This is a genomic window from Mycobacterium paraense, assembly GCF_002101815.1.
Classification (GTDB): Bacteria; Actinomycetota; Actinomycetes; order Mycobacteriales; family Mycobacteriaceae; genus Mycobacterium; species Mycobacterium paraense.
On sequence record NZ_LQPM01000001.1, the window covers coordinates 25,570 to 39,742 of the forward strand.

The 14,173-nt window shown below is 69.8% G+C and carries 16 protein-coding genes; 8 read left to right on the forward strand and 8 right to left on the reverse strand.

Annotated features, from left to right (window positions below; genetic code table 11):
• The first annotated feature begins 45 nt into the window (after positions 1-45).
• Complete coding sequence (locus AWB89_RS00120; protein WP_085093412.1) at positions 46-309, forward strand: DUF2630 family protein; 264 nt, start codon at positions 46-48, stop codon at positions 307-309.
• A complete protein-coding gene (locus tag AWB89_RS00125; RefSeq protein ID WP_085171078.1) occupies positions 306-1,871 on the forward strand; it encodes a phytoene desaturase family protein in 1,566 nt (521 codons plus the stop codon). Before AWB89_RS00120 ends, AWB89_RS00125 begins: the two co-directional genes overlap by 4 nt.
• A 9-nt stretch (positions 1,872-1,880) precedes the next feature.
• On the opposite strand, the gene AWB89_RS00130 is transcribed toward AWB89_RS00125, so the two are convergent.
• Together AWB89_RS00130 and pdxH are read right to left on the reverse strand one after the other, a co-directional pair.
• A complete protein-coding gene (locus AWB89_RS00130) occupies positions 1,881-3,176 on the reverse strand; it encodes a citrate synthase (protein ID WP_085171079.1) in 1,296 nt (431 codons plus the stop codon).
• Between the two features lie 198 nt (positions 3,177-3,374).
• Positions 3,375-4,058, reverse strand: coding sequence for a pyridoxamine 5'-phosphate oxidase (gene pdxH / locus AWB89_RS00135; RefSeq protein ID WP_372515131.1), 684 nt, complete (start codon positions 4,056-4,058; stop codon positions 3,375-3,377).
• Positions 4,059-4,130: 72 nt separating this feature from the next.
• On the opposite strand from pdxH, the gene AWB89_RS00140 reads away from it, so the two are divergent.
• Both AWB89_RS00140 and AWB89_RS00145 read left to right on the forward strand, forming a co-directional pair.
• On the forward strand, positions 4,131-5,249 hold the full coding sequence (locus tag AWB89_RS00140; protein ID WP_085093406.1) for a citrate synthase 2: 1,119 nt from the start codon (positions 4,131-4,133) through the stop codon (positions 5,247-5,249).
• Positions 5,250-5,453: 204 nt separating this feature from the next.
• The gene (locus AWB89_RS00145) at positions 5,454-5,909 is read left to right on the forward strand and encodes a VOC family protein (RefSeq protein WP_085171121.1); all 456 of its coding nucleotides are present in this window, start codon (positions 5,454-5,456) and stop codon (positions 5,907-5,909) included.
• Here the strand turns inward: AWB89_RS00145 and AWB89_RS00150 are convergent.
• Together AWB89_RS00150 and AWB89_RS00155 are read right to left on the reverse strand one after the other, a co-directional pair.
• On the reverse strand, positions 5,906-7,594 hold the full coding sequence (locus AWB89_RS00150) for an FAD-dependent oxidoreductase (RefSeq protein WP_085171081.1): 1,689 nt from the start codon (positions 7,592-7,594) through the stop codon (positions 5,906-5,908). The two genes, AWB89_RS00145 and AWB89_RS00150, sit on opposite strands and share 4 nt — an antisense overlap.
• Positions 7,595-7,608: 14 nt before the next feature.
• Complete coding sequence (locus tag AWB89_RS00155; protein ID WP_085093402.1) at positions 7,609-8,634, reverse strand: AurF N-oxygenase family protein; 1,026 nt, start codon at positions 8,632-8,634, stop codon at positions 7,609-7,611.
• Between the two features lie 198 nt (positions 8,635-8,832).
• On the opposite strand from AWB89_RS00155, the gene serC reads away from it, so the two are divergent.
• Together serC and sepH are read left to right on the forward strand one after the other, a co-directional pair.
• Complete coding sequence (gene serC / locus AWB89_RS00160) at positions 8,833-9,951, forward strand: phosphoserine transaminase (protein WP_085093400.1); 1,119 nt, start codon at positions 8,833-8,835, stop codon at positions 9,949-9,951.
• Between the two features lie 121 nt (positions 9,952-10,072).
• The gene (gene sepH, locus AWB89_RS00165) at positions 10,073-10,858 is read left to right on the forward strand and encodes a septation protein SepH (RefSeq protein ID WP_085171082.1); all 786 of its coding nucleotides are present in this window, start codon (positions 10,073-10,075) and stop codon (positions 10,856-10,858) included.
• Here the strand turns inward: sepH and AWB89_RS00170 are convergent.
• Genes AWB89_RS00170 through AWB89_RS00180 form a run of 3 tightly spaced genes read right to left on the reverse strand, consistent with a single transcriptional unit; the run spans position 10,855 to position 12,373 of the window.
• Positions 10,855-11,124 (reverse strand): DUF2537 domain-containing protein, encoded by a 270-nt coding sequence (locus AWB89_RS00170; protein WP_085171122.1) that lies wholly within the window; start codon positions 11,122-11,124, stop codon positions 10,855-10,857. The two genes, sepH and AWB89_RS00170, sit on opposite strands and share 4 nt — an antisense overlap.
• Entirely contained in the window at positions 11,121-11,945 is an 825-nt protein-coding gene (locus tag AWB89_RS00175) for a TrmH family RNA methyltransferase (protein WP_085171083.1), read from the reverse strand. The genes AWB89_RS00170 and AWB89_RS00175 overlap by 4 nt, the downstream gene beginning before the upstream one ends.
• Positions 11,942-12,373 (reverse strand): Rv0880 family HTH-type transcriptional regulator, encoded by a 432-nt coding sequence (locus AWB89_RS00180; protein ID WP_085093394.1) that lies wholly within the window; start codon positions 12,371-12,373, stop codon positions 11,942-11,944. Before AWB89_RS00180 ends, AWB89_RS00175 begins: the two co-directional genes overlap by 4 nt.
• Positions 12,374-12,493: 120 nt before the next feature.
• On the opposite strand from AWB89_RS00180, the gene AWB89_RS00185 reads away from it, so the two are divergent.
• Together AWB89_RS00185 and AWB89_RS00190 are read left to right on the forward strand one after the other, a co-directional pair.
• Entirely contained in the window at positions 12,494-12,769 is a 276-nt protein-coding gene (locus tag AWB89_RS00185; protein WP_085171123.1) for a DUF2530 domain-containing protein, read from the forward strand.
• Positions 12,770-12,793: 24 nt separating this feature from the next.
• On the forward strand, positions 12,794-13,249 hold the full coding sequence (locus AWB89_RS00190; protein ID WP_085171084.1) for an SRPBCC family protein: 456 nt from the start codon (positions 12,794-12,796) through the stop codon (positions 13,247-13,249).
• Here the strand turns inward: AWB89_RS00190 and AWB89_RS00195 are convergent.
• Positions 13,246-14,154: a DUF3027 domain-containing protein gene (locus AWB89_RS00195; RefSeq protein ID WP_085171085.1), complete on the reverse strand. Its 909-nt coding sequence runs from the start codon at positions 14,152-14,154 to the stop codon at positions 13,246-13,248. The genes AWB89_RS00190 and AWB89_RS00195 overlap by 4 nt on opposite strands.
• Positions 14,155-14,173 lie beyond the last annotated feature (19 nt).

The window sequence follows — 14,173 nt, forward strand, 5'->3', positions numbered from 1 at the left end:
CCGATTCGGCGCGGCGGCGCTGGCCAGGTCGGGCACACTGGAGCGATGGGAAACGGCAGAAAACCGACCGACAGCGAAACCCTGGCTTACATCCGCGGCCTCGTCGACGAGGAGAAAACCCTGCGGTCGCAGCTGCAGCAGGGCGAAATCAGCACGTCGGAGGAGCAGGATCGCCTGCGTCGGGTCGAAGTCGAGCTCGACCAGTGCTGGGACCTGCTGCGGCAGCGCCGCGCGCTGCGCGAAACCGGGGGCGACCCGCGTGAGGCGCAGGTGCGCCCGCCCGACGAGGTCGAGGGCTACCTGAGCTGAGCGACGCCGACGCCTTCGATGCCGTAGTCGTCGGCGGCGGCCACAATGGGCTGGTCGCGGCCGGCTATCTGGCCCGGGCGGGTCTTCGGGTGCGGTTGCTGGAGCGGCTGGATGAGCTCGGCGGGGCCGCGGTTTCGGCGCAGGCCTTCGACGGGGTGGGGGTTCGGTTGTCGCGGTACTCCTACCTGGTCAGCCTGCTGCCGGCCCGCATCGTCGACGACCTGGGCGCCGCGGTGCGACTGGCCCGCCGGCCGTATTCGTCCTACACGCCGGATCCCGGAACCGGGGGGCGCAGCGGGCTGCTGGTCGGGCGCCCCGGGACGTTCGGCGCCATCGGCGCCGCGGAGGACGAGGACCGTTTCGCGGCCTTTTACCAGCGCTGCCGGGTGGTGACCGAACGGCTCTGGCCGACGCTGCTCGAGCCGCTGCGCACCCGCGAGCAGGCCCGCCGGCACGTCGTCGACGGCGGCGATCCCGCCGCGCCGGCGGCATGGCGGGCCATGGTCGACGAGCCGATCGGCCGCGCCATCACCGACGCGGTGGGCAACGACGTGGTTCGCGGGGTCATCGCGACCGACGCGCTGATCGGCACCTTCGCCCCCCTCGACGACCCCGCACTGCGGCAGAACGTCTGCTTCCTCTACCACGTGCTCGGTGGCGGAACCGGTGACTGGAACGTCCCCGTGGGCGGGATGGGTGCGCTGACCGCGGCCCTGGCGTCGGCCGCCTCCGGCCACGGCGCCGAAATCCTGACCGGCGCAGACGTTTTCGCGGTCGATTCCGAGGGTCTGGTGCGCTACCGCTGCGGCGACAAAGAGCACGCGGTGCGCGGCCGGTTCGTGCTGGCGGGCGTCACACCGACGGTCCTGGCCGGCCTGCTCGGCGAGCGGCCGGCGCCCCCGGACCAGGGCGCGCAGGTCAAGGTGAACATGGTGCTGCGCCGCCTGCCCCGGCTGCGCGACGACGCCGTCACGCCCGAGCAGGCGTTCGCCGGGACGTTCCACGCGAACGAGACCTGGACCCAGCTGGGCAGCGCGTATTCGCGCGCGGTCGGCGGGCACATCCCGAATCCGCTGCCCTGCGAAGCCTATTGCCATTCGCTGACCGATCCGAGCATCTTGTCGGCGGAGCTGGTCCGGTCGGGCGCCCACACGATGACGGTGTTCGGCCTGCATACCCCCCACTCGCTGTTCGACGGCAGCTACTCCGGCGCCCTGCGCGACCGATTGACGGAATCGGTGCTGGCGTCGCTGAATTCCGTTCTGGCGGAGCCGATTCAGGATGTCCTGATGACCGATGCGCAGGGCCGGCCGTGCCTCGAGACGACGACCACCCTGGACTTGCACCGCAAGCTGGGGATGACTGCGGGCAACATCTTCCACGGCGGGCTGGCGTGGCCGTTCGCCGACGACGACGACCCGCTGGACACGCCGGCGCGGCGCTGGGGGGTCGCCACGGCGCACGATCGAATCATGTTGTGCGGCTCGGGCGCCCGCCGCGGCGGGGCGGTGTCGGGCATCGGCGGCCACAACGCCGCGATGGCGGTGCTGGCCTCGCTTTAGCCGGTTTGGCTAGCGCTCGTTGATGGTGGCGTAGTCGCGCTCGGTGTACCCGGTGTAGATCTGGCGCGGGCGGCCGATCTTGCTGTCGCCCTCGTCGTGCATCTCACGCCAGTGCGCGATCCAGCCGGGCAGCCGGCCCAGCGCGAACAGCACCGTGAACATCCGGGTCGGGAAGCCGAGCGCCCGGTAGATCAGGCCGGTGTAGAAGTCGACGTTCGGGTAGAGCTTGCGTTCGACGAAGTAGTCGTCGGTGAGCGCGGCCTCTTCGAGTTCCTTCGCGATGTCGAGCAGCGAGTCGTCGCCGCCCAGCTTGCCCAGGATCTTGTCGGCCTGTTCCTTGACGATGCGCGCCCGCGGGTCGTAGTTCTTGTAGACGCGGTGGCCGAAGCCCATCAGTTTGACGCCGGCTTCGCGGTTCTTCACCTTGCGGACAAATTCGCCGACGTCGTCACCGCTCTCGCGGATCTGCTCGAGCATCTCCAGCACCGCCTGGTTGGCGCCGCCGTGCAGCGGCCCCCACAGCGCGTTGATGCCGCCGGAGATGGAGGTGAACAGGTTGGCGCGCGACGAGCCCACCAGCCGCACCGTCGACGTGGAGCAGTTCTGCTCGTGGTCGGCGTGCAGGATGAACAGCATGTCCAGCGCCCGCACGATTTCGGGGTCGGCGTGGTACGGCTCGGCCGGCAGCCCGAACGTCATCCGCAGGAAGTTCTCCACCAGGCTCAGCGAATTGTCCGGGTAGAGGAAGGGCTGCCCGATCGACTTCTTGTAGGCGTAGGCGGCGATCGTAGGCAGCTTCGCCAGCAGCCGGGTGGTCGACAGCTCGACCTGACCGTTGTCCATCGGGTCGAGCGCGTCCGGGTAGTAGGAGCTCAACGCGTTCACCACGCTGGACAACACCGGCATCGGGTGGGCGTTGGGCGGGAAGCCGTCGAAGAAGCGCTTCAGATCCTCGTGCAGCATGGTGTGCCGCTGGATCCGGCTGGTGAACTCGTCGAGCTGCTCCTTGGTCGGCAGCTCGCCGTAGATGAGCAGGTAGCTCACCTCGATGAAGGTCGACTTCTCGGCGAGCTGCTCGATCGGGTAGCCGCGGTAGCGCAGGATGCCGGCGTCGCCGTCGATATAGGTGATCGAGCTCTTGCACGAGGCGGTGTTGACGAAGCCGTTGTCGAACGTCGTGTAACCGGTCTTGGACAGCAGGGGGCCGAGCGCAATCCCGTCGGCTCCTTCAGTGGCTTGCACGACCTCAAGGTCGATCTCGCCCCCTGGGTACTTCAGAGTTGCGGTGTCGTCGGTGTCGGCCACGAGAACCCCTTTGCGCTCTGGCTGGCTTAGCTGCCCTGACTCGGTGCTTATAGCTGAAGGTAGTCGTTATCGGGACGGCGCGCCTGCGCGGGGTCGGGTCCGCCGGTCTGGCGGCCATCGGCCGGTTAAGCGGCGGTGAATTTGGGACGTGACGGGTGTCATAGCCGGGCCGGTCGCAGACAGCGGCGCGGCGCGGGTTCAGGGCTGAAGGCGCTCGATCCGGGCGTCGGTGACGCGAATCCGGTTGTGCACCCGGTTTTCCCGGCCCTGCCAGAATTCGACCACCTCGGGCGCGATGAGGTAGCCGCCCCAGTTGGGCGGCACCGGGACGGATTCGGAGTCGGCGAAGCGCGCGGTGACCTCGGCGAGCTGGTCCAGCAGCGCCACACGCGACGGGATCGGGCGCGATTGGTGTGACGCCCAGGCCCCCAGTTGGGAGCCGCGCGGCCGCATCGACCAGTAGTCCCGCGTCACCTGCGGGTCCACCTTGGTCACCGGCCCGCGGATGTGGATCTGCCGTCCCAGCAGGAACCAGGGGAAGGTCGCCGACGCGTACGGCGTCGCGGCCAGCTCGGCGCCCTTGTCGGAGTCGTAGTTGGTGAAGAAAGTGATTCCGGTCTCATCGGCGCTCTTGCACAACACCGCTCGGCTGACCGGCCTGCCGTCGGCGACGGTTGCCAGCACCATGGCGTTGGGCTCGGCCACGCCGGCGCGCTCGGCATCGTCGAGCCACCGGCGGAACAGCGCGAGCCACCCGTCGGCCAGCCAGTCCTCGTCCAGGTCCGGGCTGCCGTCTTTTTCGACCGACCCGTACTCCACGCGCATTCTCTCGAGGTGTTCTCGCCCCGTCTCGGAACCTGCTCCGGGGGCCGGTCCTGCCATTACGCCAACGCTACCGGGGGTTGCTACCGGCCGGTAGCATCCGCCCGGCGGTGGGGTGCGAGAATTTCTCCTATGACTGTGCCCGAGAACTTTGTCCCCGGCCTCGAGGGCGTGGTGGCGTTCACCACCGAAATTGCCGAGCCGGATAAAGACGGCGGCGCGCTGCGTTACCGCGGCGTGGACATCGAGGACCTGGTGACTCAGCAGGTCACGTTCGGCGACGTGTGGGGCCTGCTGGTCGACGGCAAGTTCGGGCACGGGCTGCCGCCCGCAGAGCCCTTCCCGCTGCCGATCCACACCGGCGACGTGCGGGTCGACGTGCAGGCGGGCCTGGCGATGCTGGCGCCGATCTGGGGCTACAAGCCACTGCTGGACACCGACGACGCCACCGCCCGCGATCAGCTGGCCCGGGCCTCGGTGATGGCCCTCTCCTATGTCGCACAGTCGGCCCGCGGCATCTACCAGCCCGCCGTGCCGCAGCGTGTCATCGACGAATGCCCAACCGTCACAGCGCGATTCATGACGCGCTGGCAGGGTGAACCCGACCCCAGGCACGTCGAGGCCATTGACGCCTACTGGGTGTCGGCCGCCGAGCATGGCATGAACGCCTCGACGTTCACCGCGCGGGTGATCGCCTCGACCGGCGCGGACGTCGCGGCCTCGCTGTCGGGCGCGATCGGCGCGATGAGCGGCCCGCTGCACGGTGGGGCCCCCGCGCGGGTGCTGCCGATGATCGAAGAGGTCGAGCGCACCGGCGACGCCCGCGGCCTGGTCAAGTCGATCCTGGACCGCGGCGACAAGCTGATGGGGTTCGGCCACCGCGTTTACCGCGCCGAGGACCCGCGGGCGCGGGTGCTGCGGGCGGCCGCGGAACGGCTGGGCGCCCCGCGCCACGAGGTCGCCGTCGCGCTGGAGCAGGCCGCGCTGGCGGAACTGCGCGAGCGGCGCCCGGACCGCGCCATCGAGACCAACGTCGAGTTCTGGGCCGCGGTCATCCTGGACTTCGCCCGGGTGCCGGCCAACATGATGCCGGCGATGTTCACCTGCGGACGCACCGCGGGGTGGTGCGCCCACATCCTCGAGCAGAAGCGGCTCGGCAAGCTGGTCCGCCCCTCGGCCATCTATGTGGGACCGGGCCCGCGCAGCCCGGAAGCCGTCGAGGGCTGGGACCGGGTTCTCACCCACGCCTGATCCGCGCGCGGTGTAACCACACCGCGAATTTCGGCCCAACATTTCGCGCTGTGGTCACGCTCGCGTGCGTTAGTTGTCGGTGCCCGGCGATTGAATGGGCGCGTGCCGCGACGCTCCGATGATTTTGCGTCGCGGGACGAGTCAATAACCGTGTGCCGGCCCACGCCGGGGTTGGCACGGGAGACCGACAACAAGGAGAAAACCATGGCAATCAACGTCGAGCCCGCACTGTCCCCGCACCTCGTCGTCGACAACGCCGCCGCTGCGATCGACTTCTACGTCAAGGCCTTTGGCGCCGTCGAGTTGGGTCGGGTGCCCGGTCCCGACGGCAGGCTGGTCCACGCCGCGCTGAACATCAACGGGTCCACCGTCATGCTCAACGACGACTTCCCCGAAACGTGTGGCGGCAAGTCGATGACGCCCAAGTCGCTGGGCGGCACCCCTGTCACCATCCATCTGACGGTCACCGACGTCGACACGAAGTTCCAGCAGGCGCTGGACGCGGGCGCCACCGTGGTGGCTCCGCTCGACGACCAGTTCTGGGGAGACCGCTACGGCGTGGTCGCCGACCCGTTCGGCCATCACTGGTCGCTGGGGCAGCCGGTGCGCGAAGTCAGCATGGAGGAGATCTCTGCCGCGATGTCCGGGCAGCCGGGCTAAGAGTCGAGTAGCCGGGCCAGCAGCCGGCGTCGCCGCGGCGGCGCCGGCGCGGTCGCGGCGACGGCGAGCATGTCGGCGACGTCGGTGAATTTGTTGCGCGGCCGCCCGTCGTGGCCGCCACGCTCGATTTCCGCGGCGTCGATCGCCCGCCATCCCGCGGAGTCGACGACGTCGGGCTGACGCCCGCGCACCAGCTCGTCCAGCGCGCCCGGCGCGGCGGCCGGGTCGGTCAGCCGGCCGGCGTTGAAGTCGGCCACCAGCGCCTGGACGGTTTGCAGGGAGCAGGACTTGTTGGTGCCGATGAACCCCGTCGGCCCGCGCTTGATCCAGCCGGCGACGTAGGCGCCGGGCACCGGACGGCCGGAGCCGGGGTCCACGACGCGGCCGCCGTCGTTGGGCACCACGGCCGCCGACTCGTCGAACGGAAGCCCACGAATCTCCTTGCCGCGGTAGCCGATCGACGTCAGCACCAGGCCCGCTTCCAGCCGGCGCAGCTCCTCGGTGCCGGTGACGGTGAACTCGACGCCGGTGACGCGCGCCTCCCCGAGCACGCGTTGCGGCGTCAGCTCGTAGGCCAGCCGGATTCGCCGGCGGGATGTGGGCGCCGCGGCGTCGCCGAGTTTGCTCAGGATCTCCAGCTTGCTCTTGGTCAGCGGGTCCGACGCGGCGGCCAGATCGCTAGCCACCCGCCGATGGTCGCCCGCGTCGAGCACGACCTCGGATGCGCCGGTGAGCCCGATCAGCTCGGGCAGGGTGAAGGCCGAGTGGGCCGGGCCGCGCCGGGCGGCGATCACCACCTCGCGCACCGCGGAGCGCCGCAACGCCTCGAGCGCATGGTCGGAGATGTCGGTGCGGGCCAGGTCGTCGGGGTCGGCCGTGAGGACGCGGGCCACATCGAGGGCGACGTTGCCGTTGCCGATGATCACCACCCGTTCCTGACCGAGATCGACTGGCAGGTCGGTGAACTCGGGATGCCCGTTGAGCCACGCGACGAACTCGGTGGCCGTCCCGGTGCCGGGCAGACCCATGCCGTCGATGCCCAGGCGACGATCGTCGGGCGCCCCCACCGCGTACAGCACCGCGTGATGGTGGGCCAGCAGGTCCGCGTGGCTCAGGTGCCTACCGATCTCGACGTTCAGGTAGAAGCGGAAGTGCCGATGGCCGGATATCCGGTCGAACAGCCGGGTGACCCTTTTGGTGTTCTGGTGGTCGGGCGCCACGCCGGCGCGCACCAGCCCGTAGGGCGTCGGCAGCTTCTCAAAAACGTTGACCCGCACGCCGTGTTGGGTGAGCAACTCGTCGGCGGCATACATGGCGGCGGGGCCCGAGCCCACGATGGCCACGGTCAACGGCCGACGGCGGGCGCGCACCTCGGCCGCGGGGATCACCGGGGCCAGCTTCGAGGTGGGCGGCAGCTTCTCACCCGCGGGCCGCTCCGGGTAGAACGACGCGTTGATCTCCACGAACGGCAGCTGCTTGGTGTCCAGCCGGGTGTCGGGCGCGATCGCGCCGACCGGGCACGCGCTCACGCACGCGCCGCAGTCCACGCACGCCACCGGATCGATGTAGAGCATCTCCGCGGTGGCGAACCCCGGCTCGTCCGGCGACGGGTGGATGCAGTTCACCGGACACGCGAAAACACAGGACCCGTCGTTGCAACACGACTGGGTAATGACGTGCGGCATAGAACTCCGAAAACCTATGCGGCCGGCGCGGCGGCCAGGTGCTGGCGCTGCGGCTCGCTGCGGTAGCGCGACGGCTTGCCGTTGATCTTGCAGAGGCGCCACATCAGCCGCGCGGACCGCGTCTCCATCAGGCCGGTGTCGTAAGCCAGCATCCGCACATCACCGAACATGTCACTGAGCCACTTGCGCGACTCCGGCGACCGGAAGAATAGTTCCTTCTTGACCTCGCGCGGAATGTCGAATTCGCGCCAGAAAGCCTTGGGCGGCACCACGATTGCGCGGCACAGCATCTTCATGGTCAGCGGCAGGTACAGCGCCGTCCAGAACCGCTGCCGCTGGGTCAGCTCCGGCAACCGCCTGCGCAGGAACTCGTGCGCGAACGAGATGTGCCGCGCCTCCTCGGCCACGTGAATCGCCATCACCCGTTCCATGATCGGGTGCAACGACTTGCCTTCGCGCAGAACGTTTTTCTGCGTGTGGTCGATCGGCTCCTCGCCGGCGAGCACGCCGATGAAGAACGCCACCGGCAACGGGCCGGCGACCAGCGGAACCAGCGGCGAGAGCCACTTGAGCATCCGCGGCATGCCCGGGACGTCCGCGCCGATGCGGTTCACCATCTCCTGGAACATCATGGTGTGGTTGCACTCTTCGACCGATTCGTGCAGGCAATAGCGGTATTCGGGCGACCCGTTGGGCACCCAGAACGTGTAGTTCATCAGGCCGCGGATCAGGATCGACTCGAAGTGCAGCCCCACCTTGGCCACGTTAGCCTGGCGCCACATGCCGATCTTGATCTTGCGCTCATCGGACTGGGCCTGGTACCAGGGATGCCGCCCCAGCGGGTCGGTCATTGGCAGGATCCACCGCGGGTCGTTCTCCGTCACCGCGAATTCCGGTGACTCCCAGTCGATGTCGGTGTAGGGATTGAAGTTTCGCCGCACCGACCCCTCGGACAGTGTGGCAAGCATGTTCACGTATTCGGCGTCGTCGCGCACTTCCATGTTGCGTCGCCAACGCCGGACCATTCGCGTCCTGTCCATTCCAAGCCTCCCCAACGAGGTTTACATTTGGACCTGCAATGTCCAGACAGTACCGCAGGTACCGGATATTTTCTAGACCCGCCGGAGGCACTGTGGCCTGACCAGTGGTCAGGCAATCCGTGTGGTCTGGCTCACATCCCGCCGGTCACCCCAGCCCGCGCCGTGGGCGCCTTCGGATCGCTCACTAGGCTGGCTGGCATGGCTGACCAGCTCGACATCCCCTCCGACATCAAACCCCGCGACGGCCGCTTCGGCTGCGGCCCTTCCAAGGTCCGGCCCGAGCAGCTCAAGGCGTTGGCCACCACCGCGGCGCCGTTGTTCGGCACGTCGCACCGCCAAGCTCCGGTCAAGGATTTGGTGGGCCGGGTTCGCTCCGGGGTGGCCGAGCTGTTCTCCGTACCCGACGGATACGAGGTCATCCTCGGCAACGGCGGCGCGACGGCGTTCTGGGACGCCGCCGCCTTCGGGCTGATCGACAAGCGGTCGCTGCACCTGTCCTTCGGCGAGTTCAGCGCCAAGTTCGCCTCCTCGGTCGCCAAGAACCCGTTCGTCGGCGACCCCATCGTCATCAAGGCGGATGCCGGCAGCGCGCCGGAGCCGCAAGCCGATCCGTCGGTCGATGCGATCGCGTGGGCGCACAACGAGACGTCGACCGGGGTCGCGGTGCCGATCCGCCGCCCGGCCGGCTCGGATGACGCGCTGGTCCTCATCGACGCGACCTCGGGTGCGGGCGGCCTGCCCGTCGACATCACCCAGGCGGACGCCTACTACTTCTCGCCGCAGAAGAACTTCGCCAGTGACGGCGGACTGTGGCTGGCCGTCATGAGCCCCGCCGCGCTGGCCCGCGTCGAATCCATCGCGTCCTCGGGTCGCTGGGTTCCGGACTTCCTGTCGCTGCCGATCGCCGTGGAAAACAGCCTGAAGAACCAGACGTACAACACCCCGGCGATCGGCACCCTGGCGCTGATGGCCGAACAGCTGGACTGGCTGCTCGGCAACGGCGGCCTCGACTGGGCGGTCAAGCGCACGGCCGACTCCTCGCAGCGGTTGTACTCGTGGGCCGAGGAGCGGCCCTACACCACGCCGTTCGTCGCCGACCCCGCGTTGCGCTCGCAAGTGGTGGGCACGGTCGACTTCGTCGACGAGGTCGACGCGGCGGCCGTCGCCAAGACGCTCCGGGCCAACGGCATCGTCGACACCGAGCCCTACCGCAAGCTGGGCCGCAACCAATTGCGGGTGGCGATGTTCCCCGCGGTCGACCCCGACGACATCAGCGCCCTGACCCAGTGCGTCGACTGGGTCGTCGAGCGGCTTTAACTTCCGCGTCATCAGCCCGCAACCCGCCAGCGTGTCAGAGCGGGTTACCGGCGTTAGCTGCACTAGAGTGCGGACCCGAGGGGTCCGTCGCTAACCGGCGCGGAGCCTGCGAGGAGAAGCCATGCGGGAACTCAAAGTGGTTGGTCTCGATGACGACGGCAAATACATCATCTGCGAGGGTGATGACCCCGCAGAACGGTTCAAGCTGGCGGCCGACGACAGACTCCGGGCCGCCCTTCGCGGCGAGTCGCCACAGGCTGAGCAGCCGCCGCTCGACATGCAGGTCACTAACATGTTGAGCCCCAAAGAGATTCAGGCCCGCATTCGCGCCGGTGCGTCCGTCGATCAGGTTGCCACGGCGTCGGGCTCCGACATTTCGCGGGTCCGCCGCTTTGCTCACCCGGTGTTGCTGGAGCGCGCTCGCGCCGCCGAACTGGCAACCGCAGCGCACCCGATGCTGGCCGACGGGCCGGCCGTGCTCACCCTGCTGGAGACCGTCAGCGCGGCACTGGTGGCGCGCGGCCTGGAACCCGACCGGCTCAGCTGGGACGCGTGGCGCAACGAGGACGGTCGCTGGACGGTGCAGCTCGCCTGGAAGGCCGGCCGCTCGGACAACATCGCGCACTTCAGCTTCGCCCCCGGCGCCCACGGCGGAACGGTCACGGCGGTCGACGACGCGGCCAGCGAGCTGATCGACCCCGACTTCGAGCGCCCGCTGCGGCCACTCGCCCGGGTGGCCCGCCTCGACTTCGAGGCGCCGGAAGCGCCCGCGTCCGGCGGCGACACCGCCGAACCCGCGGCCCCCGCGGCGCCGCCCGAACAGCCGGTGCACACCAGGCGCGGCAAGCCGGTCATTCCGGCCTGGGAGGACGTGCTGCTGGGGGTGCGCTCAGGCGGGCACCGCTAGCCGACCGTCATCGCCAGCAGCGTCACCCACGCGCCCACCACACCCACGGCCGCGCCCAGCACAAACCACCGCAGCACCAGGGTGCGCCGCCAGCCCCACAACGTCGGCGCCAGACCGCCCGCCGCCACGGCGTTAAGGCCGACCGCCAGCAACGGATGCACCCGGATCAGGCCGAGACTGAGCACCACGACCGCGGCGCCGGTCACGGCGGCGACGAACGCGGAGACCGTCAAACCCGTTGCCCAGGGGACGGACTCGTCGCTCACCACGTGAGCCTAGCCCGCTCGTAGAACGCCAGGGCCGCTGCGGTGGCGACGTTGAGCGAGTCGGTGCCCCGCGACATCGGGACGCGCACCGGCACATCGCTGAGCCGCAGAGCGGCCGCCGTCAGCCCGGGGCCCTCGGCGCCCACCAGCACCGCGACCCGCTCGTCGACCGCCGCGGCCATCGCCTCGGCCAGCGCGGACGCCTCGCGCTGCGGCGTCATGGCCATGAGCCGAAACCCGGTCTCCTTCAACAACAAAAGGTCGTGGGGCCAGCTGGCCGCCCGCGCAAACGGCACCAGCAACGCGTGGCCCATCGACACCCGCACCGCCCGACGGTAGAGCGGGTCGGCGCATCCGCTGCCGAACACCACCGCGTCCACACCCAGCCCCGCCGCGTTGCGAAAGATCGAGCCCAGGTTCTCGTGGTCGTTGACGCCCTCGAGGACCGCGACGGTCCGCGCGGCCTCGACGACCTCGGCGACGCTGGGTTCGGGCACCCTCCTGGCGGCCGCGAGCACGCCGCGATTGAGGTGAAAGCCGACCACCTGGGCCATCACCTCGGCCGACGTCCGGTAGAACGGCGCCTCGGCGCCGGCCAGATCCTCCTTGAGCTCGGACAGCCGCCGGTCGGTGCCCAGCAGGGCGTGCGGGGTGAACCGGGACGCCAGCATGCGCTGCACCACCAGCACGCCTTCGGCGATCACCAGCCCTTTGCCGGTCGGCAGATCGGGGCGGCGGTCGACGCTGTTGAGGTCGCGGAAATCGTCGAGGCGAGGGTCGTCGGGATCGGTGACGTCCTGAACATCCAAGCCGTCGGTCACGGGCTTTCGTCAACCAGCGCCAGCATCAGATCGGCCGCCTCGCGCAGGGTTTCCCGTTGCTCGCCGTTCAGCGTCGCCAGGCGCTTGGCCAGCCACTCCTGGCGCGCGCGGCGGTTCGCCTTGACCAGCTCGGCGCCTGACTCCGAGACCGAGACGAGGACCTGCCGGCCGTCGACCGGGTGCGGGGCGCGGTCGACCAAACCCATCTCGGCCAGCGAGGCGATCACGCGAGTCATCGACGGCGGCCGCACCCGCTCGCGGATCGCCAGCGCACCGGGGGTCATCGCGCCCTCGTTGGCCAGGGTCGCCAGCGCCGACAGCTGGGACAGCGACACCGGCGACGACGGGTTGCGGAACCGCAGTTGGCGGGCCAACCGCATCACCGCCAGCGACAGGTCGCTGGCCAGCCGGGCGTCGCTGTCAGGCATGGCGCGAGGTTACACGCAACGCAACGAATCCGGGATACCAAGCTGCATCCATGGATTTTGATCCATGGCCGCGTTCGGGCCGCTTTCGGGGCTGCGCGCCGCCGAGTTATGTTGATCGCGATGTCTGACCAACCCGGCCCGAGCCCCGAGGCGCCGCCGCTGCCGCGGGCGCTGCTCGAGGTCTGGCCCGTCGTCGTGGTCGGGTTCCTGGGCTGGCTGATCGGCGCGGTGCTCGCGTTCCTCGTGCCCGCCCTGCACAGCTGGCGCCCGGTGACGCTGGGCGGGCTGGGGGTCGGGCTGATCGGCACCAGCATCTTCGTGCTGCAGCTCGCCGCCGCCCGCCGCGGCGCCCGCGGCGCGCAGACCGGGCTGGAAACCTACCTCGACCGCCCATAAATTCGCCGCCCCGGGAGGAAAGCCATGGTCGCCCCGCTGCTGCAGACGCAAGTCGACATCGACGCGCCCACCGACAAAGTGTGGGCGTTGATCTCCGACTTCGGGCGGATGCCGGACTGGAGCCCGCAGTGTCGCTGGATGAAACCGCTGGGACCTCTTCGCGCCGGCACCCGCACCGTGAACCTCAACCGGCGCAACCGCATGTTCTGGCCCACCACGTGCACGCTGGTCGAGGTCATTCCGGAGAAAAGGCTGGCGTTCCGGGTCAACACCAACGGCACCATCTGGAGCTACGAGCTCGAGCCCAGCGGCCAGGGCACCCGGGTGATCGAGAGCCGTCACGCCGAGAACGGCGTCACCGCGTTTTCGAACCTGTCGGTGAACGCGCTCTTCGGGGGGACCGAAAAATTTGAGCGCGAATTGCTGGAGGGGATGAACGCCTCGCTGGCAAAGATCAAAGCCGCCGCCGAGCGGGGCTAGTCCCCCGGCTCGCGCGACTCCGCCTCCGCAGACTCCGGCTCCGCCGACTCCGGCGGCGACTCCGACTCCGGCTCCGCAGGCTCCGGCGGCGATTCCGGCTCCGCCGGCTCGGGCGGCGGCGGGTTGTCCGCGACGTCCAGCACGCCGTCGTCGTAGGGCTCGTACGCCGGCGAGCCGGTGCCCGCCGGGGCGGGGGTGTCCGAGTGGGCGCCGCAGCCGTATTGCTTGTCGACCACCTGCCCGTCGGCAGACAGCTCGTTGCCGCACACCCCGAACATCGCGCCCAGCGATCCGGCCAGCGGCAGGAAAAAGCCACAATCGCGGCACATCCGCTTGGTGGACCGAGCCATCGCCGAGTCGGGACCGTGGTCCCCGGTGTGCCACCGCTCGGCCGCCTCGGCGCGGCCCAACGCGCTCATCACCCAGCGCCGACCCAACCCGATCTCGGCGGCGGTTTCGTCCACCTCGGGGTCACCGCTGGCGGTGTAGCCCGGAACCAGCCGCGGGTCGTCCGCCGCGGGCGCCAGCAGGTCTCCGGGGCTCAGATCGCCCGGCCGCACCCGTTGGTCCCAGGGCACCCATTCCGGCGCAAGCAGCGCCGTCGGTCCGGGGATCAGCACCACTTCGCTGATCGTGGCGTGGTCGCAGCCGGGGTATGCGGCGACGACGGCCGCCCACTGCCAGCCCTGGTAGCCGGGCAGGTGCGCCAGGAACCGGTGGGTCGCGGCGTTCGGGTCCTCGTAGCCGACGCCCAGGTAGTCCCCGACGGCCTCGGGGCCGGCGAACTCCTCCACCGCCGCCCGGGCCCCGTCGGCGGCAGCCGTGAGCACCGCCGCCAACTCGTCGGGCCACTCGGCCACAGTTGTCGCGGCGGGTTCCACTGGCCCTTCACCGGGTCCGGTCACGCTGTCCCCTCTCTTGCAC